The organism is Alcaligenes sp. LTN-3 (genome assembly GCF_059735605.1).
In genome coordinates, this window is sequence record NZ_JCAPDN010000002.1 from 387737 (window position 1) to 414209 (window position 26473).

26 protein-coding genes are annotated in these 26473 nt (G+C 56.2%); 11 read left to right on the forward strand and 15 right to left on the reverse strand.

Annotated elements, in window-relative coordinates; genetic code table 11:
• Positions 1 to 5 precede the first annotated feature (5 nt).
• The 3 genes from AC6I6N_RS10095 (at position 6) to gcvH (ending at position 3976) form a co-directional block, all read left to right on the forward strand.
• Positions 6 to 2279, forward strand: coding sequence for an arginine/lysine/ornithine decarboxylase (locus AC6I6N_RS10095; RefSeq protein ID WP_264672411.1), 2274 nt, complete (start codon positions 6 to 8; stop codon positions 2277 to 2279).
• Positions 2280 to 2285: 6 nt separating this feature from the next.
• Positions 2286 to 3515, forward strand: coding sequence for a BaiN/RdsA family NAD(P)/FAD-dependent oxidoreductase (locus AC6I6N_RS10100; protein WP_094195572.1), 1230 nt, complete (start codon positions 2286 to 2288; stop codon positions 3513 to 3515).
• Positions 3516 to 3601: 86 nt separating this feature from the next.
• Positions 3602 to 3976: a glycine cleavage system protein GcvH gene (gene gcvH, locus AC6I6N_RS10105; protein ID WP_086060363.1), complete on the forward strand. Its 375-nt coding sequence runs from the start codon at positions 3602 to 3604 to the stop codon at positions 3974 to 3976.
• A 265-nt stretch (positions 3977 to 4241) separates the two neighbouring features.
• On the opposite strand, the gene AC6I6N_RS10110 is transcribed toward gcvH, so the two are convergent.
• The 3 genes from AC6I6N_RS10110 to AC6I6N_RS10120 are packed head-to-tail and all read right to left on the reverse strand — an operon-like array spanning position 4242 to position 5966.
• Positions 4242 to 4736, reverse strand: a complete 495-nt coding sequence (locus tag AC6I6N_RS10110; protein ID WP_094195573.1) for a dihydrofolate reductase — start codon at positions 4734 to 4736, stop codon at positions 4242 to 4244.
• Positions 4733 to 5533 carry a thymidylate synthase gene (locus tag AC6I6N_RS10115; RefSeq protein ID WP_094195574.1) on the reverse strand — a complete coding sequence of 267 codons (801 nt, stop codon included), beginning with the start codon at positions 5531 to 5533 and terminating at the stop codon, positions 4733 to 4735. Before AC6I6N_RS10115 ends, AC6I6N_RS10110 begins: the two co-directional genes overlap by 4 nt.
• 10 nt (positions 5534 to 5543) lie before the next feature.
• On the reverse strand, positions 5544 to 5966 hold the full coding sequence (locus tag AC6I6N_RS10120) for an OsmC family protein (RefSeq protein WP_162496913.1): 423 nt from the start codon (positions 5964 to 5966) through the stop codon (positions 5544 to 5546).
• A gap of 546 nt (positions 5967 to 6512) precedes the next feature.
• Between AC6I6N_RS10120 and AC6I6N_RS10125 the strand changes: the two genes are divergently transcribed.
• Genes AC6I6N_RS10125 through coq7 form a run of 6 tightly spaced genes read left to right on the forward strand, consistent with a single transcriptional unit; the run spans position 6513 to position 11401 of the window.
• On the forward strand, positions 6513 to 8168 hold the full coding sequence (locus AC6I6N_RS10125) for a cbb3-type cytochrome c oxidase subunit I (protein WP_094198253.1): 1656 nt from the start codon (positions 6513 to 6515) through the stop codon (positions 8166 to 8168).
• 7 nt (positions 8169 to 8175) lie between these two features.
• Complete coding sequence (locus AC6I6N_RS10130) at positions 8176 to 8766, forward strand: cbb3-type cytochrome c oxidase subunit II (RefSeq protein WP_094195575.1); 591 nt, start codon at positions 8176 to 8178, stop codon at positions 8764 to 8766.
• Positions 8767 to 8821: 55 nt separating this feature from the next.
• Entirely contained in the window at positions 8822 to 9409 is a 588-nt protein-coding gene (locus tag AC6I6N_RS10135) for a c-type cytochrome (protein ID WP_497943486.1), read from the forward strand.
• A 21-nt stretch (positions 9410 to 9430) separates the two neighbouring features.
• Complete coding sequence (locus tag AC6I6N_RS10140; protein ID WP_094195577.1) at positions 9431 to 10066, forward strand: SCO family protein; 636 nt, start codon at positions 9431 to 9433, stop codon at positions 10064 to 10066.
• Positions 10066 to 10701, forward strand: a complete 636-nt coding sequence (locus tag AC6I6N_RS10145; protein WP_108728140.1) for a hypothetical protein — start codon at positions 10066 to 10068, stop codon at positions 10699 to 10701. The genes AC6I6N_RS10140 and AC6I6N_RS10145 overlap by 1 nt, the downstream gene beginning before the upstream one ends.
• A 31-nt stretch (positions 10702 to 10732) precedes the next feature.
• Positions 10733 to 11401 carry a 2-polyprenyl-3-methyl-6-methoxy-1,4-benzoquinone monooxygenase gene (gene coq7 / locus AC6I6N_RS10150; RefSeq protein ID WP_094195579.1) on the forward strand — a complete coding sequence of 223 codons (669 nt, stop codon included), beginning with the start codon at positions 10733 to 10735 and terminating at the stop codon, positions 11399 to 11401.
• A gap of 611 nt (positions 11402 to 12012) precedes the next feature.
• Here coq7 and pyk read toward each other — a convergent pair.
• The 6 genes from pyk to gcl all read right to left on the reverse strand — a co-directional run bounded on the left by pyk (position 12013) and on the right by gcl (position 18884).
• Entirely contained in the window at positions 12013 to 13434 is a 1422-nt protein-coding gene (pyk, locus tag AC6I6N_RS10155; RefSeq protein ID WP_094195580.1) for a pyruvate kinase, read from the reverse strand.
• Between the two features lie 29 nt (positions 13435 to 13463).
• Positions 13464 to 13862 (reverse strand): GlcG/HbpS family heme-binding protein, encoded by a 399-nt coding sequence (locus AC6I6N_RS10160; protein ID WP_009461115.1) that lies wholly within the window; start codon positions 13860 to 13862, stop codon positions 13464 to 13466.
• 22 nt (positions 13863 to 13884) lie between these two features.
• Positions 13885 to 15162, reverse strand: a complete 1278-nt coding sequence (locus tag AC6I6N_RS10165) for a glycerate kinase type-2 family protein (protein WP_108728139.1) — start codon at positions 15160 to 15162, stop codon at positions 13885 to 13887.
• Between the two features lie 205 nt (positions 15163 to 15367).
• The gene (locus AC6I6N_RS10170) at positions 15368 to 16252 is read right to left on the reverse strand and encodes a 2-hydroxy-3-oxopropionate reductase (protein WP_094195582.1); all 885 of its coding nucleotides are present in this window, start codon (positions 16250 to 16252) and stop codon (positions 15368 to 15370) included.
• Between the two features lie 39 nt (positions 16253 to 16291).
• Positions 16292 to 17080: a hydroxypyruvate isomerase gene (hyi, locus tag AC6I6N_RS10175; RefSeq protein WP_497943487.1), complete on the reverse strand. Its 789-nt coding sequence runs from the start codon at positions 17078 to 17080 to the stop codon at positions 16292 to 16294.
• Between the two features lie 28 nt (positions 17081 to 17108).
• Positions 17109 to 18884: a glyoxylate carboligase gene (gene gcl / locus AC6I6N_RS10180; protein ID WP_321267690.1), complete on the reverse strand. Its 1776-nt coding sequence runs from the start codon at positions 18882 to 18884 to the stop codon at positions 17109 to 17111.
• A 110-nt stretch (positions 18885 to 18994) separates the two neighbouring features.
• On the opposite strand from gcl, the gene AC6I6N_RS10185 reads away from it, so the two are divergent.
• Positions 18995 to 19912 carry a LysR family transcriptional regulator gene (locus AC6I6N_RS10185; RefSeq protein WP_094195585.1) on the forward strand — a complete coding sequence of 306 codons (918 nt, stop codon included), beginning with the start codon at positions 18995 to 18997 and terminating at the stop codon, positions 19910 to 19912.
• 63 nt (positions 19913 to 19975) lie between these two features.
• Here the strand turns inward: AC6I6N_RS10185 and AC6I6N_RS10190 are convergent, their stop codons facing one another.
• The 6 genes from AC6I6N_RS10190 to uraD form a co-directional block, all read right to left on the reverse strand.
• Entirely contained in the window at positions 19976 to 20851 is an 876-nt protein-coding gene (locus tag AC6I6N_RS10190; protein WP_108728134.1) for a hypothetical protein, read from the reverse strand.
• Positions 20852 to 21049: 198 nt separating this feature from the next.
• Entirely contained in the window at positions 21050 to 22534 is a 1485-nt protein-coding gene (locus AC6I6N_RS10195; RefSeq protein WP_094195587.1) for a nucleobase:cation symporter-2 family protein, read from the reverse strand.
• A gap of 371 nt (positions 22535 to 22905) precedes the next feature.
• Positions 22906 to 23091 (reverse strand): 4-oxalocrotonate tautomerase, encoded by a 186-nt coding sequence (locus AC6I6N_RS10200; RefSeq protein WP_094195588.1) that lies wholly within the window; start codon positions 23089 to 23091, stop codon positions 22906 to 22908.
• Between the two features lie 24 nt (positions 23092 to 23115).
• Positions 23116 to 23907, reverse strand: coding sequence for a class II aldolase/adducin family protein (locus tag AC6I6N_RS10205; RefSeq protein ID WP_094195589.1), 792 nt, complete (start codon positions 23905 to 23907; stop codon positions 23116 to 23118).
• Complete coding sequence (locus AC6I6N_RS10210) at positions 23904 to 24416, reverse strand: ureidoglycolate lyase (RefSeq protein WP_094195590.1); 513 nt, start codon at positions 24414 to 24416, stop codon at positions 23904 to 23906. Before AC6I6N_RS10210 ends, AC6I6N_RS10205 begins: the two co-directional genes overlap by 4 nt.
• 148 nt (positions 24417 to 24564) lie before the next feature.
• Entirely contained in the window at positions 24565 to 25095 is a 531-nt protein-coding gene (gene uraD, locus AC6I6N_RS10215) for a 2-oxo-4-hydroxy-4-carboxy-5-ureidoimidazoline decarboxylase (RefSeq protein WP_094195591.1), read from the reverse strand.
• Between the two features lie 289 nt (positions 25096 to 25384).
• On the opposite strand from uraD, the gene AC6I6N_RS10220 reads away from it, so the two are divergent.
• Positions 25385 to 26341 (forward strand): LysR family transcriptional regulator, encoded by a 957-nt coding sequence (locus AC6I6N_RS10220; RefSeq protein WP_094195592.1) that lies wholly within the window; start codon positions 25385 to 25387, stop codon positions 26339 to 26341.
• Positions 26342 to 26473 lie beyond the last annotated feature (132 nt).

The window sequence follows — 26473 nt, forward strand, 5'->3', positions numbered from 1 at the left end:
TCTGGATGAAGTTTCGTTTTCCTATCGTCATCATCGACGAAGACTACCGTTCCGAAAATACGTCGGGCCTGGGCATTCGAGCCCTGGCCTCGGCGATAGAGGCCGAAGGCGTAGAGGTTCTCGGGGTCACCAGTTATGGTGACCTTAGTTCTTTTGCGCAACAGCAAAGCCGCGCGAGCGCCTTCATTTTGTCGATTGATGATGAGGAATTCGATGTGGATTCCCCGGAGGATGTTGCCAACGCGATCAAGAACCTGCGCTCTTTTATTGGTGAGCTGCGGTTTCGCAACGAGGACATCCCTATTTATTTGTATGGCGAGACACGCACCTCTCAGCATATCCCCAACGATATTCTGCGCGAGCTGCACGGCTTTATTCACATGTTCGAGGACACACCCGAGTTCGTGGCGCGCCATATCATCCGTGAGGCCCGCTCCTATCTGGAAAGCCTGGCACCGCCGTTTTTCCGCGAACTGGTCAAATACGCGTCTGATGGTTCCTACTCCTGGCACTGTCCAGGGCACTCGGGTGGCGTCGCTTTTCTGAAAAGCCCGGTAGGTCAGATGTTCCACCAGTTCTTTGGTGAAAATATGCTGCGTGCCGATGTCTGTAATGCGGTCGACGAGCTGGGGCAACTGCTGGACCACACTGGCCCGGTTGCCGATGCCGAGCGCAACGCGGCCCGTATCTTTCATGCCGATCACTGTTTTTTCGTGACCAACGGCACGTCCACCTCTAATAAGATTGTCTGGCACGCCAATGTGGCCAATAACGATGTGGTGGTTGTGGATCGCAACTGCCATAAGTCGATTCTGCACGCCATCACCATGACGGGCGCTATCCCGGTTTTTCTGCGCCCCACGCGCAACCACTTGGGCATTATTGGTCCTATCCCGCAAGAAGAGTTCTTGCCAGAAAACATTGCGCGCAAGATTGAGGCCAACCCCTTTGCCTGCAAGGCCAGGAACAAGAAACCTCGTATTCTGACGCTAACGCAAAGTACCTACGATGGCGTGATCTACAACGTGGAAATGATCAAGGAAACCCTGGATTCCAAGATCCCCACGCTGCACTTTGATGAAGCCTGGTTGCCGCATGCGGCTTTCCACGACTTCTATCACGACATGCATGCTATTGGTGCCGATCGTCCACGCACCAAAGACACCATGATTTACGCCACGCATTCCACGCACAAAATGCTGGCTGGTTTGTCGCAGGCGTCCCAAATTACGGTGCAGGATGCGGAAAACCGCCCTTTGGACCGCAACGTATTCAACGAAGCCTACCTGATGCATACCAGCACCAGCCCGCAGTACGCGATTATTGCGTCCTGTGATGTGGCTGCGGCCATGATGGAGCCGCCCGGTGGCACCGCGCTGGTTGAGGAAAGCATTTGCGAGGCCATGGACTTCCGTCGTGCGATGCGCAAGGTCTCCAAGGAATATGGCGAGAGCGACTGGTGGTTCAAGGTCTGGGGGCCGGACAATCTGCCCGAAGAGGGCATAGGCGAGCGCGATGACTGGATTTTGCGCTCTGACGCGCAATGGCATGGCTTTGGCAAGTTGTCGACCAACTTCAACATGCTGGATCCGGTCAAAGCCACAGTCGTGACTCCCGGCCTGGATATTTCCGGCACCTTTGCCGAGCAGGGTATTCCTGCGGCTCTGGTTTCCAAGTATCTGGCCGAGCACGGCGTGGTGGTCGAGAAAACCGGCCTGTACTCCTTCTTTATTCTGTTCACCATTGGCATTACCAAGGGTCGCTGGAATACCTTGCTGACGGCCTTGCAACAGTTCAAGGATGATTACGACCGCAACCAGCCCATGTGGCGTATTTTGCCGGACTTTTGCAAAACCCAGCCCACCTACGAGCGCATGGGCTTGCGTGACCTGTGTCAGCAGATTCATCAGGCTTACCGCAAGTACGATCTGGCCCGCCTGACCACCGAGGTCTACCTGAGCGACATGATTCCCGCTCTGAAACCCTCGGACGCCTATGCCAAGATGGCGCACGGCGATATTGAGCGTGTTGGTATTGACGAGCTGGAAGGTCGTGTGACGGGTGTTTTATTGACGCCTTACCCACCCGGCATTCCTTTGCTGATTCCTGGCGAACGCTTTAACTCGCGTATTGTGGAATATCTGCAATTTGCGCGCGAGTTCAATGCCCGCTTCCCTGGCTTTGAAACCTATGTGCATGGACTGGCGCAGGATATTGGCCCCGATGGACTGCCGCGCTACTACGTAGATTGCGTGCTTGAGTCTGAAACCAACGAGTAAACCCGCGTGATTCCTTTTTTTGATGTTGCCGTCATCGGCGCAGGTGCGGCCGGTATGATGGCTGCCAGTATCGCAGGCCAGCGTGGTCTGCGAGTGGTATTGATTGATCACGCTGAGAAGCTGGCCGAGAAAATCCGTATTTCAGGTGGAGGGCGTTGCAACTTCACTAATACGGGGACTTCGCCAGAGAACTTCCTGTCCAAGAATCCGCATTTTTGCCGTTCCGCCTTGGCGGGCTATACCCCCCAGGATTTTCTGCAACTGGTGCGAGAGTACCGCATCGGTTTTCATGAAAAGCATAAAGGCCAGTTGTTCTGTGATGATTCCAGCGAGTCCATCATCCAGATGCTGCGTCAGGAGTGTTTGAAAGGGCAGGTATCCTGGCGCATGCCCTGTTCGGTGCAGTCCATTGGCCGCACGCAAGAAGGTTTTGTGCTGCGTACCAGCCAGGGCGATTTGAATGCCTTGCAGGTGGTGATTGCCACAGGCGGCATGGCGATTCCGCAGCTCGGTGCCACGGACTACGCTTTGCGTATGGCACGTCACTTTGGTTTGAAAGTGATTGAACCGCATCCGGCCTTGGTTCCCTTGACCTTTGATGGCCGGGATTGGAAACCCTTTTCGGCCTTGAGCGGTATGGCTTTGGAAGTGGAAGTCAGCACAGGGCAGGGCAAGCAGCGTCAAGCCTTTTTGGAAGATTTGCTGTTCACGCACCGTGGCCTGTCCGGGCCGGGTATCTTGCAGATTTCCAGCTACTGGCAATCGGGTGAAAGTATTAGTGTAGATCTGGCTCCCGGTCAGGATATTGCGCAGCAGTTATTGGATTTGAAGGCGGGTAACCGCCAGCAACTGGTCACGGTCTTGTCCACTTTGTGGCCACGCCGTCTGGTCGAGCAATGGTTGGATACCTCGGACTTGTTGCCTAAAGGCGTGGGGCAACAACGTCTGGCGGATCTGCCCGATCGCGTATTGCGTGCGGTGGGGCAGGTTATTAACGCTTGGCAGTTGAAACCCAGTGGCACCGCAGGCTATAAAAAGGCGGAAGTGATGAGCGGTGGCGTGGATACACGCGAGCTCAATCAGAAAAGCATGGAAGCACGTAAAGTACCTGGCCTGTTCTTTATTGGTGAAGCGGTGGATGTCACCGGTTGGCTGGGTGGGTATAACTTCCAATGGGCCTGGGCGTCTGCAGCAGCGTGTGCACGCGCACTGAAGGCGCAGGCAGGTCAGAGCTAGGGAAGCGAGTGGAAGCGGCAAGACGCAGTCTTTGCGGTCGCTTCTGACATTAACAGGATTGTGGGCTGGTGAGTCTGGGAGGCGATATGCAGTTGCCAGGAGATAGAAAGTACGTAGTAAGCCATGAGTGGGCCAAGGATGAGGACGGTATTGTGCTGGTTGGCATTACCGATTTTGCTCAGGATCAGTTGGGCGATTTGGTATTTGTGGGTGACTTCACTCCAGGTACGCGTTTGGCTGCGGGTGCAACGGCGGGTGTGGTGGAGTCGGTGAAAGCGGCCTCGGATATTTATGCGCCTGTGGCGGGCGAGCTGGTGGAGTTCAACCAAGCCTTATCCGATGCCCCGCATCTGATCAACGAAGCTCCGTTTGATACCTGGATTTTCAAGCTCAAGGCTGACAATCCAGCCGATCTGCAAGGCTTGCTGGATGGCCCCGCCTATGCGGCTGTGGCCGAGTAAGTTCAGATATTGATCTGACAGGAAGGCGTGTTGGCCCTGCTTGTTCCAGTCGGGCTGATCGTACAAAAAGGCCTGAATCCGATTTCACGGATTCAGGCCTTTTATGTGGTTCTAGCCTGCGAGTCTGAGCTTGGGACGGGGCAGATGGCTGCTTGAAACACGTGTCTGGCTTCTGTCAGAGAACCTGAAATTTAGCCACGGGTGGGCTTGAGTTCCCGTGTCCATTGATCTCCAGATTGGTGGGGTTTCGGCGTCGCTCTTGCTCCTAACGACGGCGGCGATAGGTCACATAGTCGTAAGTGAAGCCATTTTCCTCGGGCTGGGGCAGACGTTCTACTTCCTGCCATTGGCCAACGGGTAGCTCTGGAAAGAAGGTGTCGCCGTCCACATCAGCCTTGATCTCGGTTGCGATCAGCTCTTGCGCCATAGGCAGGGCCAGACGGAAGAGCTGCTCGCCACCAATCACGCAAGCGGTGTCGAAGCCAGGGCAGGCGGCCAGCGCGTCGTCCAGATTGCTGAATATCTGTGCGCCTTCTGCCTGGTAATCCGCATTGCGGCTGATCACCAGGTTCGGGCGGCCGGGCAGGGGACGGCCCAGTGACTCCCAGGTCTTGCGACCCATGATGATGGGCAAACCCATAGTCACGCGCTTGAAGTGCTGCAGGTCTGAAGGCAGACGCCAGGGCAGGTCGTTATCCTTGCCTATGCAGCGATTAGCGGCATAGGCAACGACCAGACGAATAATAGGGCTGGAACTCATACGGCAACAGGCGCCTTGATATGGGGATGTGGGTCGTAGTCGGTGATTTCGAAGTCTTCGTACTCGTAATCAAACAGACTGGCAGGTTTGCGTTTGATCGTCAGCTTGGGGTAGGGTCGCGGTTCACGTGACAACTGCAGTTCGGCCTGCTCGAAGTGGTTGGAGTACAGGTGGCAGTCGCCGCCTGTCCAGATGAAGTCGCCTACCTCCAGATCGCATTGCTGGGCCATCATGTGGGTCAGCAAGGCGTAGCTGGCAATATTGAAGGGCACACCCAGGAAAATATCTGCACTGCGCTGGTAGAGCTGGCAGGAGAGTTTGCCGTCGGCGACATAGAACTGGAACAGGGCGTGGCAAGGAGGCAGGGCCATCTGGCCGACATCGGCCACGTTCCAGGCCGAGACGATCAGCCGACGCGAATCGGGATTTTTGCGGATCTGTTCCACCAACTGGCTGATCTGGTCGATGTGACGACCATCGGGCGTAGGCCAGGAGCGCCATTGCACGCCATAGACCGGGCCCAGATTGCCGTTCTCGTCGGCCCATTCGTCCCAGATGGATACGCCGCGTTCCTGGAGCCAGCGTACATTGGACTCACCGCGTAAAAACCACAGTAATTCAATAAAGATACTGCGGGTATGCAGCTTCTTGGTGGTGATCAGCGGAAAACCCTGCGACAGATCGAAGCGCATTTGGTGACCAAATACCGAGTTTGTGCCGGTGCCGGTGCGATCCCCTTTTGGGGTACCTTGGGTGTAGACCAGGCGCAGCAGGTCTTCGTAGGGATAAAGGGACATGTGTGTGGCCTCAGGCTTGCTGAATGTCGACGGAGTAGGTGATTTCGGCAGTTTTGCCCAGCATGGCCGAAGCCGAGCAGTATTTGTCGTGCGACAGTTGTACGGCACGTTCCACGGCCGCCTGGGGCAAGTCTTTGCCAGTGACCACAAAGGTGAAATGAATCTTGGTAAAGACTTTGGGATCGGTGTCGGCGCGTTCGGCGGTCAGCTTGACTTGGCAGCCGGTAATGGCGTGACGGCCGCGTTTGAGAATCAGCACCACGTCGTAGGCCGCGCAGCCACCCGCGCCGGTCAGCAACATTTCCATGGGTCGGGGAGCCAGGTTATTGCCGCCGCCTTCGGGTGCACCGTCCATGGCCGTCACATGACCGCTGCCGGTACGGGCAAGGAACAACATGCCGTCTTTGCCGCCCCAGTCGATTGTGCATTCCATAAGAATTCCTTTGTTTGCAGTGCGAGCCAAGACTCGTCAGTAGATAGATAGCGCTGATTGTACTTTTTGACGCGCTTGCGTGCAGCGTCTGTAGATAGTCTGTGGGGCGATGCCTACGGGCTGGCTCTGTTACAGCTGCTTGCGATTTTGTGGCGTGTGTTCCGTGCCCGTATAAGAAATTCCATATAGACAAATCAGAACAGAACGGTGCTCTTTGTAAGATTTGGACTGGTTTTGTTATTTGACCTAGGATAAACTGCTGTTCGGTACACGGCATTTTGAAACAGATATGTCACAGGGGTTTACCCTCGCCTATAATGACTGTCGCCCGTATACCAAAAAATGTCGTGCTCGTATTTGTTCTGCCTCAATAAACCCTGCTTTCAATGGGGGCTTTATTCAGACGTAACAGACGGGTGTTTTAACATGACGGCTCTCGCGACCTAGGCAGTCGCAGATTTTTTGCGTCCATGCTCTTTCGATCTGCGACGCGTCAAGTGCCGCCGAGCTGCTTGGCAGCTTCACATTAACCAGGCCTGGATCATTGTGAATACCGTTTCAATACTGCTACTAGCTTTCATATTGTCCGTTACAGGACTCTTTGTTTTCATCTGGTCGTTACGACGTAACTTCTTTGACCACAGTCCCGCTGCCTCGCGTGAGATCTTCTCCAAAGGCGAAATCGGGCAGGTAGATGACCCTTCCGCCACCCCTGAACAACGTCAGGCACTTCAAGAAGAAATGGGTCGCAAGACGATTTCTGCTGAAGACCGTCAGGCGCTCAGTCTTGAGTTGGCAGAACGCGTTGAAGCTGACCGCTCCACCGCTTCGGTCACGTTCATTTTGCTGGCCTGTTCGGTCTTTTGGCTGCTGTTTGCCTCGACGGCAGGTTTGATCAGCTCGATCAAGTTGCACGATCCCGAATTTCTGACGCAGCACGCCTGGATGACTTTCGGGCGCATGCGTACGCTGCACCTGAACGGTGTGGCGTATGGCTGGGCGCCAATGGCCGCTTTCGGCGTTGCCATGTGGATGCTGCCGCGTTTGCTCAAGACTCCTTTGATCGGTGCGCGTTATGCCATTACGGGCGGGATCTTGTGGAATATCGGCTTGGCTATCGGTCTGACATGTATCGCAATGGGTATCACCGACGGTATGGAATGGCTGGAGATGCCCTGGCAGGTTGATATCCTGATGGTTATCGGTGGTGCTCTGGCTGCCTTGCCTTTGGTCTTCACCTTGCAAAACCGTCGTGCTCACCACCTGTATGTGTCGGTGTGGTACATGGGCGCAGCCCTGTTCTGGTTCCCCATCCTGTTCCTGGTCGGTAACCTGCCTGCCGTGCACGTGGGTGTTGAGCAAGCAACTATGAACTGGTGGTTTGGTCACAACGTGCTGGGTCTGTTCTACACGCCGATGGCCCTGGCTACGGTGTATTACTTCCTGCCCAAGATCATTGGCCAGCCTATCAGCTCTTACAACCTGTCTCTGGTGGGTTTCTGGGGCCTGGCATTTTTCTACGGTCAAGTCGGTGGTCACCACCTAGTCGGTGGTCCTGTGCCGCAGTGGATGATCACGCTGTCCATCGTGCAAAGCATGATGATGATCATCCCTGTGCTGGCGTTCTCGATTAACCAGCACTACACCATGAAAGGGCACTTCCGTACCCTGATTCACTCGCCTACTCTGCGCTTTATCGTGCTGGGTGGCATGATGTACACCGTCAGCTCCATTCAAGGTTCTTTTGAAGCGCTGCGCAGCATCAACACGATTACCCACTTCACGCACTTCACGGTTGCCCACGCCCATATCGGCTTGTATGGCTTCTTTACCATCGTGATGTTCGGCGCCATCTACTATGTGATGCCACGTGTGATGTCCTGGGAATGGCCTTACCCCAAACTGATCTCCCTGCACTTCTGGCTGGTCGTGATTGGTTTCTCCATTTACGCCATCGGTTTGAGCATTGGCGGCTGGTTGCAAGGTGTGGCCATGCTTGATCCGGCTAAGTCTTTCATGGAGTCGGTGTTTGTCACGATGCCTTACCTGAAGTCGCGCTCGATTGGTGGCGGTTTGATGACTTTGGGTCACCTTGTGTTTGCCTTCCACTTTGTGGCAATGGCTTTGCGCTATGGCAGCCGTCGTATTGGTCCAGCCCTGTTTCACCAGCGCTCGGCAACTCGCAATGTAGTGGAGGCATGATTTAGTCATGGAAAGCGAATACAAACTATTGGGCGGCGCCATGGTGACGCTGGCCCTGGCCACATCGGCTCTGGTCGTTGTCCCTTATCTGCAGGTGAAAAGGGTGGAGCCCTCTCCAGGGCTCAAGCCTTACACCGAGGTAGAACTGCGCGGCCGTCAGGAATATATCGATATGGGCTGTGTCTACTGTCACTCGCAGCAGCCACGCAGCCAAAACCAGGCTCCCGACTTCCAGCGTGGCTGGGGTCGTGCCTCGGTGGCAGGCGACTACTACTACGACACACCTCACTTGCTCGGCACCATGCGTACCGGTCCTGACCTGCTCAATATTGGTGCTCGTCAGCCTAGCGTGGACTGGCACCTGGGTCACTTGTATCAGCCTCGCGCCTACACCCCTGGCAGCAATATGCCTTCTTACCCCTTCATGTTCGAGCTCAAGGACAAGGCAGAGGAAGGCGATAAAGTTGTCAATCTACCCGGTGAATTTGCGCCTGAGGGTAAGGTGGTTGTGGCCAAGCAAGAGGCCCTGGACCTGGTTCAATACCTGTTGGCGCTGGATCGTACGTATCCCGTATCGCCAGCCAGCGTTATCAAATAAACAGGCATTGCTGAGCTAGCGCGCCCCGCAAGGCGGGGCGCCTCGGAGAATTAGAATGAGCGACAAACGTAAATATGACGCGCAGCTGCGTGAGAATGCTGATCCGGAAGAAAATGCAGCGCCGATTCCTTGGGTAGTTCTGCTGATCATTGCGGGTCTGTTCCTGTGGGGCATCTACTATATTTTCAGCAGCGACTTGAGCCATGACTCAACCGTAGGTGACAACCGTATCGTTGCCGACTTCGAATTGCCTGAAGGCGCGGTTGATGGTCAGCAGTTGTTCGTAGCCCAATGTTCCGCCTGTCACCAGGCAACGGGCGCAGGTGTTCCAGGCGTGTTCCCTCCACTAGTTGGTTCCGAGTGGGTGCTGCGCAAGCCAGAAGTTTTGGTTCAGATCATGCTGCATGGTATTACCGGTGAGCTTACCGTCAAGGGTAATAAGTACAATGGTGCAATGCCTGAGTTCCGCGAGAAGTTCAACGACGAGGAAATGACGGCTGTTGTTAATTACCTGCGTACAGAGTTGGGTGGCAATAGCGCCGATCCTGTAGACGTGGCCTTTGTCAAAGCCGAACGTGAAAAAACAGCTGATAAAACCGATGCTTGGAATGGGGACGCCGACTTGGCTCCCATGGAACAGTAGGACTGAAATGATGGGCCAGCGATGAGACTATTTATAAGTATTCTCCTGGTTTTTGCCCTGGGTATTGGGGCTCTGGCTCATCTGACACAAGGGTTCACTGCCCTGACCGCCGAGACGGCCCGTCGCAATGATGTCGCCGCTTCGCCGCGTCTGATATCCGATGTCGAAGTACTGCTCCCAGCCGGGGGCAGTACCCAGCTAAGTTCTCTGCTGCAAAATGATGGCCGCATCACCATCGTCAATTTCATCTATACCCGCTGCGTCACGCTATGTCTGGCGATGGGCTCGGAGTATCAGCAACTGCAAAAAGCCATTGTGGACGAAGGTTTGCAGGATCGCATACGTCTGCTGAGCATCAGCTTCGATCCCACCGACTCGCCCGATCACTTGCGCCGTTACAGTAAAACCATGAAGGCCAATCCCGACGTCTGGCAGTTTGTCACCATGATGCCGGGGGACCAGCGCCAGCGTGTACTGGATGATTTTGGCATCATCGTGATTCCTGCCCCCTTTGACGAGTACGAGCATAACGCGGCCTACCACGTCGTCAGCCCCGAGCCGCGCCTGGGGCGTATCGTGGATTATGGCGAGCCTATGCTGGCCCTGGCCTACGCCAAACGGGCCTTAGAGAACCTGAACAAGACGGAGGGGCTGTAATGTCGTTGAAACGTGTTGTTGCGCCCTCCACGGTACGTCCCTATTTAGGTAGCGCGCTGGCCTTGCTGGCTGCCGTGCTGTTTGCGTGTGCTGCTTTTTGGGATCGTCCCCTGACGGTATCCATGAGTCTGCACATGCTGGTGCATATTCCGCTGCTGGTGCTCTCGGGCGTTGCCTTGCAACTGGCATTGCGCTATCAGGGGGTAGGCCGTTCGCCTGCCATGCAGGCTTTGCTGCGCCCTTATTACGCCATGAATGAATATGGTTTGCCCGGCCTGATCCTGGTCAGTTTTGCTGCGGCTTACTGGATGGTTCCCAAGGCGCTGGATGATGTTCTGGTATCGCCTTCGATGGCCACTGCCAAATATATTGGTCTAGTGCTGATGGGTATGTTGTTTATGGAGTCCTGGCGACGTGCCCACTTGGTGTTTCGCCTGTTTTTCTTTGGCAACTTCAGTTGGATGATGGCCATTGTGGGTTTGCTGTATTACGACAATCCGGTTCGGCTCTGTAATTTCTACCTACAGTCCGACCAAGAGATTGCCGGCATAGGGCTGGTTATCATGGCTTGTGTGCTGCCATTGCTTTGGCTCTTGTCCGAGAGCAAGGCCGTGATCGCCTTTTTGCGGCAATAATACCCATCCATTTTGTTTTGCAGGTGTCCTCATGAGCCATACCGTTTCCAATAGCGATAATCGCCTGTACCGGCGCAACAGCTTTTTTGACCAGATTCTGAGCGAGACGAATCGGGCTTTGGAAGTATTGGGACGTTCCGCACGTGCTTCGCGCCCGAATCCCGCGGGTAAGGAAGTGTCCGAGATCACGGCGGACGAAGCCCGTCATGCGGCAGGTTTGATGCGTGTGAACCATGTGGGCGAGATTTGTGCCCAAGCCTTGTACCGTAGCCAGGCCATGCTGTGTAAAGATCCGCAGGCGACGGAAGTGCTGTTGCAAGCCGCGCAGGAAGAGGTTGATCATCTGGCCTGGTGCGATGACCGGCTGCGTGAACTGGACAGCCGTCCCAGCGTATTCAACCCTTTGTGGTATGCCGGATCCTTTGCGCTGGGCTTGCTCGCCAGCCGGGCAGGGGTGCCGTATAACCTGGGTTTTATGGCCGAGACTGAACGTCAGGTTGAAGAGCATCTGGAAAGTCATCTGCAGTCCTTGCCTGCCACCGATAATCGCTCGCGCCGCATTGTAGAAAAAATGCGCGATGACGAAATTGAACATCGTCGTACCGCCGAGAATCATGGTGCAGCCGGTTTGCCGCCTCCGGTAAAAACCTTGATGCGCATGATGTCCAAGGTGATGACGACCACGGCTTATCGCCTGTAAAAGAAGTTTTCTGGCTAAGTCGCTCATCGTTGAGTACTGGGTTTTCAGAGCGGTAGCGGGTAAAACGGGCCAATAGTTGGCCCGTTTTGATTTATAGCCTCAAGGCTTGATAGACGGCCTAGGGTTAACGACTAGATACCTGACAGGGGATTTGCGCTAGCAAATTGATGTATTAAAGCGACAAGATGGCGATCTAAGGGTTTTCCTCAGCATTTATCTTGCATTGCAGCATTTTTGTAGGTAGACTGCAGTTATTGGATGTTGAAAAGAAAGCGGGAATAAGCAAAAGCACAAGCGTAATAACCCTTAGCTTTCTGGCTCGATATTTTATCTAGTAGCCCAACTTGCCACGATTGTCTCCTCCACCCTCCTCCTTTGGTGGATTTGCCCGAGATCTTTAGATCTCGGGTTTTTTTTTGCCTGTGTTTGTCGGAGCGCTTGGTATAGCGTGAAAGCCTGTGCCAGGGCCTCCTTAGGCGGGTGTCGCAGTAAGTGTGGATGTGCAAGCTTGATCTGGGGGCTGAGCCCGGTTATGAAGCGGGAGCCTGAATGTAGAAAACCTTGTCCAGCATGTTGATGGACAAGGTTTTTTTTACCTGCTTTGGGTGAACTTACTTTTGTGGAACGGTAGCCACATGTAGCAAGTTTGTGCGACCACTGGTGCCAAAGGGAACACCGGCAATCATTACGATGGTGTCGCCAGCCTGAGCGAACTCATGCTGCGCTGCCATATCGGTCGCGTGATCAATCATTTCGCCCAGATCGCTGACGTCTTCGCAAGGCACGGCATGTACACCCCAGGCCAAGGTCAGACGGCGTGCGGTTTCCACACGGGGTGTCAGTGCCAGGATAGGGGCGATGGGCCGTTCACGGCTGGCGCGCAAGGCGCTAAAGCCGGTCGTGGTGTAGGCCACGTTTGTTGCTGGTTCCAGAATGCTGGCCACACGACGCAGGGCGCAGCAGATCGCGTCTGCGGTGCTGGCTTCGGCGGTGCTGTGGTTGGCTTCCAGAATGGTGCGCCAGCTAGGATCGTTTTCGATCTCTTTGATGATGCTGTCCATGATGGACACAGCCTCCAGTGGAAACTGGCCTGCGGCCGACTCGGCAGACAGCATGACGGCGTCGGCGCCCGAGTAAATGGCGGTGGCCACGTCGGAGGCTTCAGCACGCGTAGGGACAGGCGAGGAGATCATGGATTCCAGCATCTGTGTGGCAACGACCACCGGTCGCCCTGCCGCACGGGCAGTACGCACGATTTGACGCTGCAACACAGGCACGCGCTGGGGGGGGACTTCCACGCCCAGGTCGCCACGTGCCACCATCACGCCGTCGCACAGCTGGACGATTTCTTCCAGGTGCTCCAACGCTTGTGGTTTTTCCAGCTTGGCCATGATCCAGGCCTTGTCACCGATCAGCTCGCGGGCTTCACGAATGTCGCCAGGACGCTGCACAAAGGACAGCGCAACCCAATCCACGCCTAATTCCAGTCCAAACTTCAGATCGACCAGGTCTTTCTCGGTCAAGGGCGAGATAGGCAGTACCACGCCGGGTACATTCACGCCTTTGCGATCGGACAGGGGACCGCCAACCATGACGGTGGTTTCTGCAAAATCCGGACCAAAGCTGTCCACACGCAGACGCAGCTTGCCGTCATCGAGCAGCAGGTCTGTCCCGTCTTCCAGAGCGGCGAAGATTTCGGGGTGGGGCAGGTAGGCACGCTGGCTGGTTCCCTGGGCAGGGTCCAGATCCAGACGAAACTTCTGGCCGGTTTCCAATGTCACGCGGCCATCTTTCATTGTGCCAACGCGCAGCTTGGGGCCTTGCAGGTCCAATAGAATACCGATACTGCGACCGGTTTCCTTTTCAATCTGACGAATGGTGTGATAGCGCGCGGCATGGTCCTCGTGGCTGCCGTGGCTAAAGTTCAGGCGGAATACATCAGCTCCGGCCTCGAACAATTCACGAATGCGCTCTGGCGTGGAGCTGGCAGGACCCAGCGTAGCCAGAATGCGGGAATGACGTTGACGTTTCATGGGTTGTTGTCCTTAGGGGGATCGATAGCTCAAAGAGCAGCGATACCGGCGCGGGCGATCTGAGCGTCTTCAGGTGCTTTCACGCCGGACACGCCGACGGCACCAATGACTTGACCGTCCACCACAATCGGCTCGCCGCCTTCCAGTGGCGTAATGGGCATGGACAGAGCGGCAAAGCGACCATTGTTGACCATGTCTTCAAATACCTTGCTGGGCTTGCCACCACCAAGTACGCAGGTGTGTGCTTTTGCGGGGGCAACCTGGGCGCTCATCAAGGGAGCGCCGTCCATACGCTGCATCCAGAGCGCGTGACCGCCTGCATCGCAAATGGCGATGCTGACAGCCCAGTTGTTCTTGAGCGCTTCTTGCTCGGCAGCGGCAGCTATTTTTTTAACATCGGCCAGGGTCAGTACTTTTGTGTCTCTCATGTCCAGTCCTTTATGAAAAGCGTTAATCGCTAGGGGATAAAACCAAAATGGCACGGAAATCGTTGACGTTGGTCAGGGTCGGGCCCGTGACCAAGGCGTCATCCAAGGCTTCAAAGAAGCCATGACCATCATTATTGTCCAGACTGGCCCTGGGGCGTATACCTTGTTGCCAGGCACGCTCCAACGTGTCCGGACCGCAGAAGGCTCCGGCAATTTCTTCCTGGCCATCCACACCGTCGGTATCGCCTGCCAAGCCGTAGATACCGGGTGCCCCGTTCAAGGCGATGGCGGTGGACAGCAGAAACTCCACATTGCGACCGCCTCGACCCTGGCCGCGTAAGGTTACGGTGGTTTCTCCGCCCGAGAGCAGCACGCAGGGAGCCTGGGCAGGCTGCTCATGTTGGGCAACGCTCAAGGCGATACCGGCCATGACTTTGCCGACATCGCGGGCTTCGCCTTCAATGCTGTCGCCCAGCAAGACGGGACGCACGCCCCGGGCCTCAGCGACACGAGCGGCAGCCAGCAGGGCCAGTTGTGGTGTGGCGACCAAATGGGTGGTGACATGAGTCAGGCGTGGATCGTCGGGTTTGATGGTTTCGCCATCACCGCTCTCTAGCAGGGCACGGGCTGCGGCGGGAATGTCGATGCCGTAGCGGGTGATGATTTCCAGCGCTTGCTCGCACGTGGTGGGATCGGCCACCGTGGGGCCAGAAGCGATGTCCATGGGCTTGTCGCCGGGAACATCGGAAATCAGCAGGTTCAGAACACGGGCAGGAGCACAAGCCGCAGCCAGACGCCCCCCTTTGATGGCAGACAGGTGACGACGGACGGTGTTCATCTCGCCAATCGAGGCGCCCGATTTCAGCAGCGCCTTATTGATGGCTTGTTTGTCGGCCAGGGTGATGCCTTCTGCGGCCAGAGGCAGCAGAGACGAGCCACCTCCGGAAATCAGGCAAATCACCAGATCGTCCTCGTTCAGATTGCTGACCGTGCGCAAAATTTCGCGGGCTGCGTCTTCGCCGGCCTGGTCGGGCACAGGGTGGGACGCTTCCAGAATCTTGATGTGATCACACGGCACGCTGTAGCCGTACCGGGTCACGACCACGCCGCTGATAGGACCTTTGTCCCAGTGACGCTCCAGGGCCTGGGCCATTGCTGCTGATGCCTTACCCGCGCCGATCACAATGGTGCGCCCTTTAGGAGCATCGGGCAGGTAGGGCGGGATGCAGTGTTCGGGTTGAGCCGCGTTGACGGCAGCCTGAAACATTTTGCTGAGTAAGTCTTGTGGCTCGATCTTCATGGGGCAATCCTAAAGCAGAGCGATGGCAACAGGCCATCTTACTGCGCGACAACACGCCTTCACATCCCCGCTTCGACTTGCTGCTCCGAAGATGGGGGGACCTGGCGGTAAAAAAGCGGGCAGCAGCCCGCTTGCCGGACGTCCCAGCCGTGCTGGTTGAATGGAGAGAAAAACCAGCCCGGACGGGAGCATCCTTGAACCGGTCTTATTGACCAATCTCGTAATTGGCCATGATTTCCAGAGCACGGACCATGGCGGAGTGGTCTTGTGCAGCGCCACCGTGAGCGGCGCAGGTGTTGAACAGTTCCTGGGCCGTTGCGGTGTTGGGCAGAGCCACGCCCAGCTGACGTGCGGTAGTCAGGGCCAGGTTCAAGTCCTTCTGGTGCAGTTCGATGCGAAAGCCCGGATCAAACGTGCGCTTGACCATGCGCTCGCCGTGCACTTCCAGAATACGGGAGTTCGCGAAACCGCCCATCAGCGCTTCACGAACCTTGCCTGCATCGGCACCGGCCTTGGAGGCCAGCAACAGGGCTTCGCCCACGGCCTCAATGGTCAAGGCCACTATGATCTGGTTGGCCACTTTGGTGATCTGACCGTCGCCGTAGCCGCCGACCAGGGTGATGTTCTTGCCCATCAGTTCAAACAGCGGCTTGACCTTGTCGAAGGCTTCTTGCTTGCCGCCCACCATGATGGTCAACGAGCCGGCTTTGGCGCCGACCTCGCCACCGGATACCGGAGCGTCCAGGTATTCGCAGCCCAGCTTGACGATGCGCTCGGCAAAGCCTTTGGTGGCCACGGGGGAGATGGAGCTCATGTCCACCACGATCTTGCCAGCGGTCAGACCGGCGGCAACGCCGTCTTCGCCAAACAGTGCGTCTTCCACGTGCGGGGTGTCGGGCACCATCGTGATGATGATGTCAGCCTGGCGGGTGACTTCGGTGCCGTTGGCGCAAACGGTTGCACCGGCTTCTTTCACGCTTTTGGGGAAGTCGCCACGGGTGTAGGCAAACAGCTCATGACCACCCTTGATCAGGTTGACGGCCATGGGTGCGCCCATGATGCCCAAACCAATAAAACCGATTTTAGCCATTGTGTAATCTCCTAATAATTATTTGCAGGTATCTGACGATCAGGCGGTGACTTCAGTCAGTTCAGTCATCCAGCCCAGGCCATCCTTGGTCACGCCAGCGGGCTTGTACTCGCCGCCGATCCAGCCCTGGTAGCCAATGCTGTCGATGTACTTGAACAGCCAGGCGTAGTTGATCTCGCCTGTGCCCGGTTCGTTGCGACCTGGGTTATCCGCGATCTGGATGTGTGCGATCTTGTCCAGGTGCTTTTTCAGTGTGTTGGCCAGCTCGCCTTCCATGCGCTGGGCGTGGTAGACGTCGTATTGGATGAACAGATTGTCCGAACCCACGTCCTGCAACAGAGCCACAGCCTGTTCGGTGCGATTCAGGTAGAAACCGGGGATGTCGAAGGTGTTGATGGGTTCAACCAGCAGACGCAGACCAGCGTCTTTCAGCTTGGCGGCTGCAAACTGCAGATTGCTGACCAGCGTTTTGTGGGCCAGTTCGCGATCAGCGCCCTCGGCCAGTTTGCCGGCCAGGCAGTTCACCTGTTTGCAGCCCAGCGTTGTGGCGTATTCGATGGCACGGCCAACGCCGTCCTGGAATTCGCCCACACGCTCGGGCAGGATTGCAATGCCGCGCTCGCCGCCGTCCCAGTCGCCCGCAGGCAGGTTGTGCAACACTTGGGTCAAACCGTGTTGTTGCAGTTTGTCAGCCAGTTGCTGTTTGTCGTAGGCGTAGGGGAACAGGTACTCCACTCCCTTGAAACCGGCTTGGGCCGCTGCCTGGAAGCGATCCAGGAAGTCGTGCTCGTTAAACAGCATGGTCAGGTTGGCGGCAAATTTTGGCATAGTGCTACTCCGTTTTTTAAATCAGCAATCAGTCCATCAGCGAGATGGCGGTGGGGGCGTCAATACCCGCTTCGGCCAGGGACTCGAATTCCGTCACATTGTGCAGTTCGGTGCCCATGGCAATGTTGGTGACGCGCTCCAGAATCAGTTCGACCACAACCGGCACGCTGAACTCTTTCATCCATGCACGAGCCTGTTCAATGGCAGGCTGGATGTCTTCGGGTTTGTGTACACGGAGGGCTTTGCAACCCAGACCTTCCACCACAGTGATGTGATCCACACCATAACCTTCGGTTTCAGGGGCGTTGATGTTGTCAAAGGCCAGTTGTACACAATAGTCCATCTCGAAGCCACGCTGTGCCTGACGAATCAGACCCAGGTAGGCGTTGTTGACCAGAATATGGATGTAAGGCAGCTTGAATTGCGCACCCACGGCCAACTCTTCAATCATGAACTGGAAGTCGTAGTCGCCCGAAATGGCCACTACTTCACGGCCGGGGTCAGCCGCAACCACACCCAGAGCGGCGGGAATAGTCCAGCCCAATGGGCCTGCCTGACCGCAGTTGATCCAGTGACGTGGCTTGTACACGTGCAGAAACTGGGCGGCCGCAATCTGCGACAGACCAATAGTGCTGACGTAGGTGGTCGAAGGGCCAAAGGCGCGGTTCATTTCTTCGTATACGCGCTGAGGCTTCAAGGGCACGTTGTCGAAGTTGGTTTTGCGCTGCAAGGTGGCTTTGCGCTTCTGGCAATCGGCAACCCAGGCGGCACGGTCGCGCAGCTTGCCGGCAGCCTTGTATTCTTTGGCCACTTCAATGAACAGCTTCAGTGCAGCGCCAGCGTCCGAGGCAATGCCCAGATCAGGGCCAAACACGCGGCCGATCTGTGTGGGTTCGATATCTACGTGCACGAACTTGCGGCCTTCGGTGTAGACGTCTACCGAGCCGGTGTGGCGGTTGGCCCAGCGGTTACCGATACCGAATACGAAGTCCGAAGCCAGCAAAGTCTGGTTGCCGTAGCGGTGCGAGGTCTGCAGACCCACCATGCCGGCCATCAGCGGGTGATCGTCGGCAACCGTGCCCCAGCCCATCAGGGTTGGAATAACAGGGACGTTGACCAACTCGGCAAACTCTTGCAGCAGCTCGGATGCGTTGGCGTTGATCACGCCACCACCGGAGACGATCAGCGGACGCTCGGAAGCGTTCAGCAGTTCGATGGCTTTTTCAGCCTGGGCGCGGGTGGCGGTTGGCTTGTAGGCTTCCAGTGGTGAGTAGGTGTCCAGATCGAATTCGATCTCGGCCATTTGTACATCGATAGGCATATCAATCAGCACAGGACCGGGGCGGCCCGAGCGCATGATGTGAAAGGCTTGCTGGAACACACGTGGGATCAGATCGGGTTCGCGAACTGTTACAGCCCATTTGGTCACAGGCTTGGCAATGGATTCAATGTCCACCGCCTGGAAGTCTTCTTTGTACAGGCGGGCACGAGGGGCCTGACCGGTAATGCACAGAATTGGGATCGAGTCAGCCGATGCGGAGTACAGGCCGGTGATCATGTCGGTGCCAGCGGGGCCGGAAGTACCGATACATACGCCGATATTGCCGGGATTGGCACGGGTAAAACCTTCGGCCATGTGGGAAGCGCCTTCCACGTGACGGGCGAGAATGTGATCAAAGCCACCTTCTTTGCGCAGGGCGGAGTAGAAGGGGTTGATGGCGGCGCCGGGCACGCCAAATACGGTGCTCACGCCTTCTTTACGTAAAATTGCGGCGGCGGCGTCCACTGCTCTCATTCGAGCCATTGATATCTCCTAGATCATCGTTTGACGAAATTCACAACTCGATAATAAGGAGTGATGGACCTGCCTAGAAATGGTGGTACGATTGTTTCTATCGATACTTGGAGTATTGAATGAGCCGTTACACCGAAATTAGAAGTTTTGCATTGGTCGCTGAAAAAGGCAGTTTTGCGGCCGCTTCCGTGGTCGAAGGAGTCACCCCCGTGGTCATGGGTCGCCGCCTGGATGCGTTGGAGCAGCGTCTGGGGGTGCGCTTGATGCACCGATCCACTCGCGGGCTGACATTGACCGATCTGGGCGAGCAGTTTCTGGAGCAGTGCAAACAAATTCTGAAGGACTTTGAAGAGGCCGAAGCCAGTATCAGCGCCCAGCGTAAAGTGGTGCGCGGACACCTGGTGGTATCGGCTCCGGCGGCCTTTGGGCGCCGTCATGTAGCGCCCCATGCCTTGTCCTTCAAAAAGCGTTATCCCGAGCTGAAGCTGTCTTTTAACTTCACCGACAGCGTGGTGGATCTGGTGCGTGAGGGCTATGACATGGCCTTGCGGATTGGTGAAGTGACTGACCCCAACTATGTGGCCGTTCGCCTGTATCCGAACCGGCGTGTGGTATGCGGCACGCCTGAATACTTTGAGCGCTATGGTGTACCGCGCGTGCCTGAAGATCTGGCGCGTCACAACTGCTTGGCCTTTAACTTGCAAGGCGGTCAGCAACGCGGCTGGACCTTCCTGCGTGATGGCCGGCCTTTGGCGGTACGAGTCGATGGGGACCTGGATTGCAATGACGGTGAACTGCTTTTTAATTGGGTCAAGCAAGGTTGGGGCATAGGCTGGCGATCTACCTGGGAAATTCAGCCAGAACTCAAGCGGGGCGAGCTGGTAACGGTGCTGAATGAGTTCGAGATTCCCAGCTACGATATCCAGGCGGTGTATCAGCAGCAGCGCTATTTACCGGCCAAGGTGCGGCGTTTTATTGACTATTTGCGCGCCATCTATAACACGCCGGGCTACTGGGATGGCGAGGTGAAGTTCTAGCGTTTTTGCGTATTTCGACTGTAAAAAACCGCTTCGAAAAGCGGTTTTTTTGCTGCGTACGACTTAGAAATGCCATTCCAACTGTACGGTCGGGGCGCTGGTTTTGATACCGGGTTTCAGGCTGCCGTCTGCCTTGTAGCGGTTGCCGAACTTGTTGTACCAGTACTCGTAGCCAATTCCCACCCACAAGGTGTTCTTCTTGTCGAAAGCCACTTTACCCACGTCAGCCATCAAAGACGTGCGAACCAGCACTTCAGACTTGGTACTGATACCGGCGTAGTCGTCACCTTTGGGGCCGGCATAGTTGGCAAAGCCCTGGAACTTCAAAGGCACTGAACCCACATCAAAGGGCAGATTCCAGTTCAGGCTGGCCAGAAACTGGGTGTCGAAAGAGCGGCGGCTGTCCGGGCAGGCGGGAGCGCCCAGACCGCAGTGGTTCCACTCTTTCCCAACCATTAGACTCAGATCTACAAAGCCTCGGGGCACATCGAATTTAAAGGTAGGGCCCAGCACCAGTAGGCGTTTGCGCGGTGCAAAGGCGGTGTTTTTGGTATTCAGGTCAAAACCCGCTGTGACGGCTACATCTTTCACGGGGCCAAAGCTCAGATTCTTGTCGAATACCTTGCTCATGGAGAGCTGGTGGCGATAGGTGGCGTAGAACTCGGTGGCGCCATTGCTGCCGTTGCCATTGGAGGGGTCGTAGCGGTCCGATTGCAGGATGTCGAGGTTAAAGAAGTTCTGCCCCAAGCTGTAGCCATTGACGTGGGTCAGGCTCAGGATGTGCTTCTGGATAGTCCGGTCGTTCATCGGCTCGGTGTACTGCGTGCTGAAGCGGTAGCCTAAAAAGGTGTCGCTCCAGTCGGCTGCGAAAGCGGGGCTGGACAGCAGGGGGGCGGCTAGCAGGGCGTATGCCCAGCGAGCAGGGTGTCGGTGTTTCATGGTGTCTCCTCTTTGAATGGGCGCAAACAGGTCCCTGGGATCTGGTGTCCCTTGTGGCCTGCTGCTGTAGTTTTTTTTGCGTGGGTGCTACTGACCTTGCTTGGATTAATTATGGACAGTCGATACTTTTATGAAGGTATTGCAGAAATTTGAATAGCCGCCCGGTTTCACGCGTGGGCGGCTATTCAAAAGGGGGACTTAGCCGTTTTGTGAGGCTAGTTGATTGCTGGTTTCTTCAGCCGCTTTTTGGGCGTTGGCCTGTTTGCGAGCCTGGGTGGCTGCGGTGGACTCAACAGCGTGGCCTTGGTCGGCGTACTTTTCCATGCCGTTGAAAAACAGGTTCAGCAAGATGGCAGAGACGGCAGCCAGCAAGATTCCGCTATGCAGCAAGGGAGCCAGCGCGGGTGGCATTTTGTCCAGCAGGTGCTCGGCAACCAGGGGGATCATGCCAAAGCCCAGGCTGATGGCCACGATGTAGGGGTTGTAAGGGTTGCGGTTCAGGTTGGCCGACATCAGGATCTTGATGCCAGTCGCAGCCACCATCCCAAACATCACGATGCCAGCGCCACCCAGAACATAGTTGGGAATGGAGGCCACGATGAACGCCATTTTGGGAAACAGGCCCAGCATGATCAGGAAGGCACCGCCCATGACACATACCCAGCGGCTGCGCACACCGGTCACGCTGACCAACCCTACGTTCTGCGAGAAAGAGCTGTGCGGGAAAGTGTTCATGATGCCGCCCACCAGGGTGCCCAGGCCGTCGGTGCGCAGACCACGCACCAGCGCTTCACGGTCGGTAGGACGGCCGCAGATGGAACCCAGTGCCAGGAACATGCCCAGCGATTCAACCATGATCACCACCATGATCAGCGACAGGACCGCCGCTGCGCCCAGCAGGGCCCAGCTGAAAGTCGGAACGCCAAAGTGAAATGGAGTCACCACAGCAAACCAACTGGTCTGATCCAGACCTTCAAAGGTGATGCGACCCATGGCCAAGGAAACGAAGAAACCGACCAGCAGGCCAATCAGCACCGCCACGTTTGCCAGGAAACCGCGCGCAAACTTGGTGATCAGCAAGATGACGGTCAGCACCATCAGGGCAATGCCCAGGTTTTCCAACGAACCGTAGTCGGGATTGGGGATGGACATGCCGGTGGCCGGATCTGTAATGGTGGGAGCGCCGCCACCAATCCAGTTCAGACCCACGCGCATCAGCGTTACACCAATGACGGTAATGATGATGCCGGTCACAACAGGGGGGAACAGGCCCATCAGACGGCTAAATACCGGAGCGATCAGAATACTGAAGATACCGGCCAGGATCGTGGCGCCAAAAATACCGGGCAGACCCAGTTGTGGGTCCAGGCCGATGGCGATCATGGGGCTGACCGCTGCAAACGACACACCCATCATGACGGGCAGCTTGATGCCGAACATGCCCAGACCGCGAGCCTGAATGATGGTAATCAGGCCACAACACAGCAGGTCGGCATTGATCAGGAATGCGATCTGTTCTTTAGACAGGCCCAAAGCCGCGCCAATGATCAGGGGGACAGCAACTGCGCCCGCGTACATCACCATGACGTGTTGCAAACCAAGGGTTGCCAGGCGCCCCGTTGGTAGGCGTTCATCTACACCGTCACAAGCAACAGGTGTGGACACTTCTGGGTTGGCGGACATCCGGGTCTCCTTTATTAATACGTTATGCGCAGCCGATGCCTGGGCGCGTAAGCATAAAGTTATCGGATGGGCTGTATCACTGGAAGGCAGTACGGCTTGATAAGTAGAATACGTAAAAGCGTATGGCAGGCTGATTGGTGTAATGGTGAAAGGAGATAAGCCCGGTAGACGGGGCGCTGTGTTCAAGCCAGGGACGAGCCAATTCCTGCTTTTTTCATGTGTTTTACGCCGCTAGGGGTATTGCCCACCTAGTCCCGTCTCAAAAACTGTGTTAGAAGCCGCCAAACTACGGGTTGGTGCATGGTTTTAGCGGGGGCGGCGAAACTGATAGGGATAAAAAAGCGGCTTGTCAGCCGCTTTGGGAAATCTGCTTATTTGTCCGACCACAGAACACCGGCCGTGGCCCAGTTCTCGCGTTTGACGTCGGTAAAGACAATATCAACCGCCTCTGGTGTACAGCCAAGCACGCGACAGGCTTCTTTGGTCAGGGCCTGGGCAAGTTCACGTTTGATTTCCACAGGACGGCCATCGAATAGTTGTACGTTAATAGAAGGCATAGAGACTCCGTAAGGGGGATGGGATTAGCGGCAAAAATTCGGCTCGCTCTGGTAGAGCTTGCGCAGCAAGGCTGGCCATTCTAACAAGCCCTCTGGCTCGTTCCCCGGCAAAAGTTGGCGGTGTGTCAAAGCCAGTACATCCTGGGTAGGAAGGTGCAATTGGGGGCTTGCTGCCATGGCAGACAGTTGAATGCGGCAGGCGCGCTCTAGCGCGTCCATCAGGACATAGGCTTCGGCCACCGTACGCCCGCAGGTCAGCGCCCCGTGATTGCGTAAAAGCAGGGCGGGGTGTTTGCCTAAGTGCTGGAGCAGAGCTTGTTGCTCGTCGGGCGCAAAGGCCAGGCCGGCGTAAGGGTGGTAGCCAATATCCTGCCAGAAACGCATGGCGTGTTGCGACAGGGGCAGCAATCCACAGGACAGGGCCGAGACCGCAATCGAGGCATCTGTATGTAAATGAATGACACAGTGTGCATCGGCTCGAGCGCGGTGGACGGCACCATGAATGGCAAAACCGCTGGGGTTGGCACGGCGGCCTGTGCCGTCCACAACTTGGCCCTGGGTATCAATCAAGAGCAGATTGGAGGCGCAGATTTCATCAAAGCGCAGACCAAAGGGATTGATCAGGAAAATGTCGTCGTGGCCGGGCAGGCGCAGGGAAAGGTGGGTGTAGATGATATCGTCCCAGCCCTGGCGGGCCGCCAGCCGGTAAGCGGCGGCCAGATTGACGCGGGCGCGCCAGTGCTCGGGATCAATATCCGCCGGACGATGGGCATAAATGGCCTCGATGTCCGGCGTGATAGGACAGGACTGGCTCACGCTGTCGTGGTTTCCAGTTCAGCGATGGTGGCTTTTTCTTCCAACTGAATCACATCGCAGTTGTCACCAGGGCCTTTGCGGTCAATCACAATGAAGTCGGCTACTTGATTCAGGGCCATCAAGGGGTGATGCCATACGCCGGTTGCGTAGTTCACGCCCTGATCGCCACGAGCCAGGAACAGGCGCAGATCGCTTGCCTTGGGAGTGGGGCCGGCGGGGGCCACAATCACCAGATATGGCTGGCCGGACTGGGGAATGAAGGCCTGGCTCCCCTTGGGGTGGCGCTCCATCATTTCCACGGTAAAGGGCAGGGTGCGTGGCTGGCCACGAAAAATGGACACAATCGCGTGACCCTCTGGGCCCGGTTCAATCTTGGCCAGATCGTGGTAGCGCTCGGTATTGCCGTCGTTGATGGTGAAGTGCTGAACCGTGTCGCAGGCCTCGATGACATCACCAAAAGGGGCGAAGGCTTCGGCTGTCAGGGTTTCCAACTTCAATGTGATTGTCATGGCAGAGGTCCTTGATAAGACAGACTCGCGTGGGGCGGTAGGCAGCCGCGCCACGAAAGCTCAGAGCAAACAAGGGGGAGCGTACCCGAAGGCTGGTGCTACCCCGTGAACGGGATGGATCTTCTGGACGAGCCAGCAGGCGGGAAAATCAGGCCAGCAACGCATCCAGACGGAAACGGGCAATCTTGCCGATTTCGGTCAGACAAGTTTGAAACTCAAGCTCAGCATCGTTGTTCAGGCGGGCTTCTACTGTATCCATGATTTGGTAACGGCTCAAACCCTTGACGGCAATCACGAAGGGAAAGCCGAAACGCTCACGGTACTGGGCGTTCAGGCCACGTAGGCGGGCCAATTCTTCGGCCGAGCATTGGTCCAGGCCGGCGCCACGTTGTTCTCCGGTTGACGCGCTGGTCAGTGTCCCTTGCTCGGCTTCTTTGCCAGCCAGTTCGGGGTGAGCACAGATCAGGTTCTTTTGTTCTTCGTACGAGGCGTCCTGGACCACCTGCACCATGCAGGCATGCAGTTGATCCACGCTGTCAAACGGACGCTGGTTCCAACTACGCTCAGGGACCCAAGGGGAGTGTTCGAAAATACCTTCGAGTCTATCCACAAATTGCCTCTGATCCAGGCTGGAGAGTTCAGCTAGCGCATGTGTGGTGGTAAGGGTTTGAGTGGTCATGTGTCAGTCCGATTGTCTAAGCGTAAAGAGTGCGAGCCCAGGCGGCTCCAGGATCAGGCCTGGGGACCGTTTTATCAAGGGTGGTGGGTGGACGTTTATACAGTCTGTTTGATGTATTCAAACCCTTATAAACCACCGCCTGTGGGCTATGATTTTCTTATATGGGACCAGTTTAAGTTTTCTGTTTATAAATAAAATAGAATTAGGCGTATAAATGATATACGCCATCTCGTATTGTGCATGTATGTCATTATCATGCTGGAAAAAAGCATAAGAAGGAGAGAATAAGATGGCCGCCCGACGTGGGGATAACCCGCTTGATACCTATCTCTTGAGGGTATTTTGCTTACTCGTTACCGAGCGCAGCGTCTCGCGTACCGCGTTCAAAATGAACCAGTCGCAGCCTGCTATCAGTGCGGCCTTACGACGCTTGCGTGACATTATTGGCGATCCTTTGCTGGTGCGCGAAAAAGGGGGCATGGTGCCCACCGAGCGTGCCATGGGTCTGCTGGCTCATGCCAAAGGAGCCTTGGCCGAGATCGACTGCATGGTCAACGCGCCAGACAGTTTTGATCCTCAGGTCAGCCGTAGTGAGTTTCATATCGGAGCGCCGGACTATCTGGCCCCTGTCTTTATCGGTGGTGTGGTCGAGCGCATGCGCCGTGAGGCACCGGGCGCGCGTTTGAATCTGCACTCTCTGGATGCCAGTTTTGATTTCGAGCGTTCTTTGGCTGAAGGCGATCTGGATATGGTTATTGGCAACTGGCCCGAACCGCCGGATCGCATGCACTTGTCCGTGTTGCTGGAAGATCAGATCGTCTGCCTGGTTGCCGCGACGCATCCTTTGGCGCGCAAGGGCTTGACCATGGACGATTACGTGCGGGCGCGTCACGTGGTGCCCATGCCGTACTCCATCAACCAACGCGGTGTGATCGACACGACCTTGGCCAGCTTGCGTATTCAGCGCGATGAAAGCGTAGCGGTGCAGTCCTTCTCGGCAGCGCCGTATTTGCTACAGAATACAGACCTGATTTTTACGACTTCACGTCATTTTGCCGAGTTCTATTGCCGTTTATTGCCCCTGGCTATTTTGGAGGCACCGCTGGAGTTTCCTCCCATGCGTTTTTATCAGCTCTGGCATGAACGTAATCGGCATTCGCCCAGCCATCGCTGGTTACGGCGGCTCCTGACCGAGTGCGGGAATCAGTTGGCCTCGACAGAACCGTTGTCGCAACCCGATTCCTGAGCCCTAAACCCCTAAAATACTTGCTTTCAGGCCCGTGCTCGGGCAAATTAGCGAGCTACTCCTGCCGACACAAAAGTGATACGGAACTTGACGGAAACTGTTGCATTTAAAGCGACTGGTCACGGACACAAG

Bases quoted from the DNA above. Each gene is read 5' to 3' on its own strand.
- gcl (WP_321267690.1), bottom strand. From the start codon at position 18,884: ATGGCTCGAATGAGAGCAGTGGACGCCGCCGCCGCAATTTTACGTAAA.
- AC6I6N_RS10120 (WP_162496913.1), bottom strand. From the start codon at position 5,966: ATGGAATGCACAATCGACTGGGGCGGCAAAGACGGCATGTTGTTCCTT.
- AC6I6N_RS10220 (WP_094195592.1), top strand. From the start codon at position 25,385: ATGGCCGCCCGACGTGGGGATAACCCGCTTGATACCTATCTCTTGAGG.
- AC6I6N_RS10130 (WP_094195575.1), top strand. From the start codon at position 8,176: ATGGAAAGCGAATACAAACTATTGGGCGGCGCCATGGTGACGCTGGCC.
- AC6I6N_RS10110 (WP_094195573.1), bottom strand. From the start codon at position 4,736: ATGAGTTCCAGCCCTATTATTCGTCTGGTCGTTGCCTATGCCGCTAAT.
- pyk (WP_094195580.1), bottom strand. From the start codon at position 13,434: ATGAAACGTCAACGTCATTCCCGCATTCTGGCTACGCTGGGTCCTGCC.
- AC6I6N_RS10115 (WP_094195574.1), bottom strand. From the start codon at position 5,533: ATGTCCCTTTATCCCTACGAAGACCTGCTGCGCCTGGTCTACACCCAA.
- coq7 (WP_094195579.1), top strand. From the start codon at position 10,733: ATGAGCCATACCGTTTCCAATAGCGATAATCGCCTGTACCGGCGCAAC.
- AC6I6N_RS10095 (WP_264672411.1), top strand. From the start codon at position 6: ATGAAGTTTCGTTTTCCTATCGTCATCATCGACGAAGACTACCGTTCC.
- AC6I6N_RS10165 (WP_108728139.1), bottom strand. From the start codon at position 15,162: ATGAAGATCGAGCCACAAGACTTACTCAGCAAAATGTTTCAGGCTGCC.
- hyi (WP_497943487.1), bottom strand. From the start codon at position 17,080: ATGCCAAAATTTGCCGCCAACCTGACCATGCTGTTTAACGAGCACGAC.
- AC6I6N_RS10170 (WP_094195582.1), bottom strand. From the start codon at position 16,252: ATGGCTAAAATCGGTTTTATTGGTTTGGGCATCATGGGCGCACCCATG.
- AC6I6N_RS10140 (WP_094195577.1), top strand. From the start codon at position 9,431: ATGAGACTATTTATAAGTATTCTCCTGGTTTTTGCCCTGGGTATTGGG.
- uraD (WP_094195591.1), bottom strand. From the start codon at position 25,095: ATGACCACTCAAACCCTTACCACCACACATGCGCTAGCTGAACTCTCC.
- AC6I6N_RS10185 (WP_094195585.1), top strand. From the start codon at position 18,995: ATGAGCCGTTACACCGAAATTAGAAGTTTTGCATTGGTCGCTGAAAAA.
- AC6I6N_RS10135 (WP_497943486.1), top strand. From the start codon at position 8,822: ATGAGCGACAAACGTAAATATGACGCGCAGCTGCGTGAGAATGCTGAT.
- AC6I6N_RS10145 (WP_108728140.1), top strand. From the start codon at position 10,066: ATGTCGTTGAAACGTGTTGTTGCGCCCTCCACGGTACGTCCCTATTTA.
- gcvH (WP_086060363.1), top strand. From the start codon at position 3,602: ATGCAGTTGCCAGGAGATAGAAAGTACGTAGTAAGCCATGAGTGGGCC.
- AC6I6N_RS10210 (WP_094195590.1), bottom strand. From the start codon at position 24,416: ATGACAATCACATTGAAGTTGGAAACCCTGACAGCCGAAGCCTTCGCC.
- AC6I6N_RS10200 (WP_094195588.1), bottom strand. From the start codon at position 23,091: ATGCCTTCTATTAACGTACAACTATTCGATGGCCGTCCTGTGGAAATC.
- AC6I6N_RS10195 (WP_094195587.1), bottom strand. From the start codon at position 22,534: ATGTCCGCCAACCCAGAAGTGTCCACACCTGTTGCTTGTGACGGTGTA.
- AC6I6N_RS10160 (WP_009461115.1), bottom strand. From the start codon at position 13,862: ATGAGAGACACAAAAGTACTGACCCTGGCCGATGTTAAAAAAATAGCT.
- AC6I6N_RS10190 (WP_108728134.1), bottom strand. From the start codon at position 20,851: ATGAAACACCGACACCCTGCTCGCTGGGCATACGCCCTGCTAGCCGCC.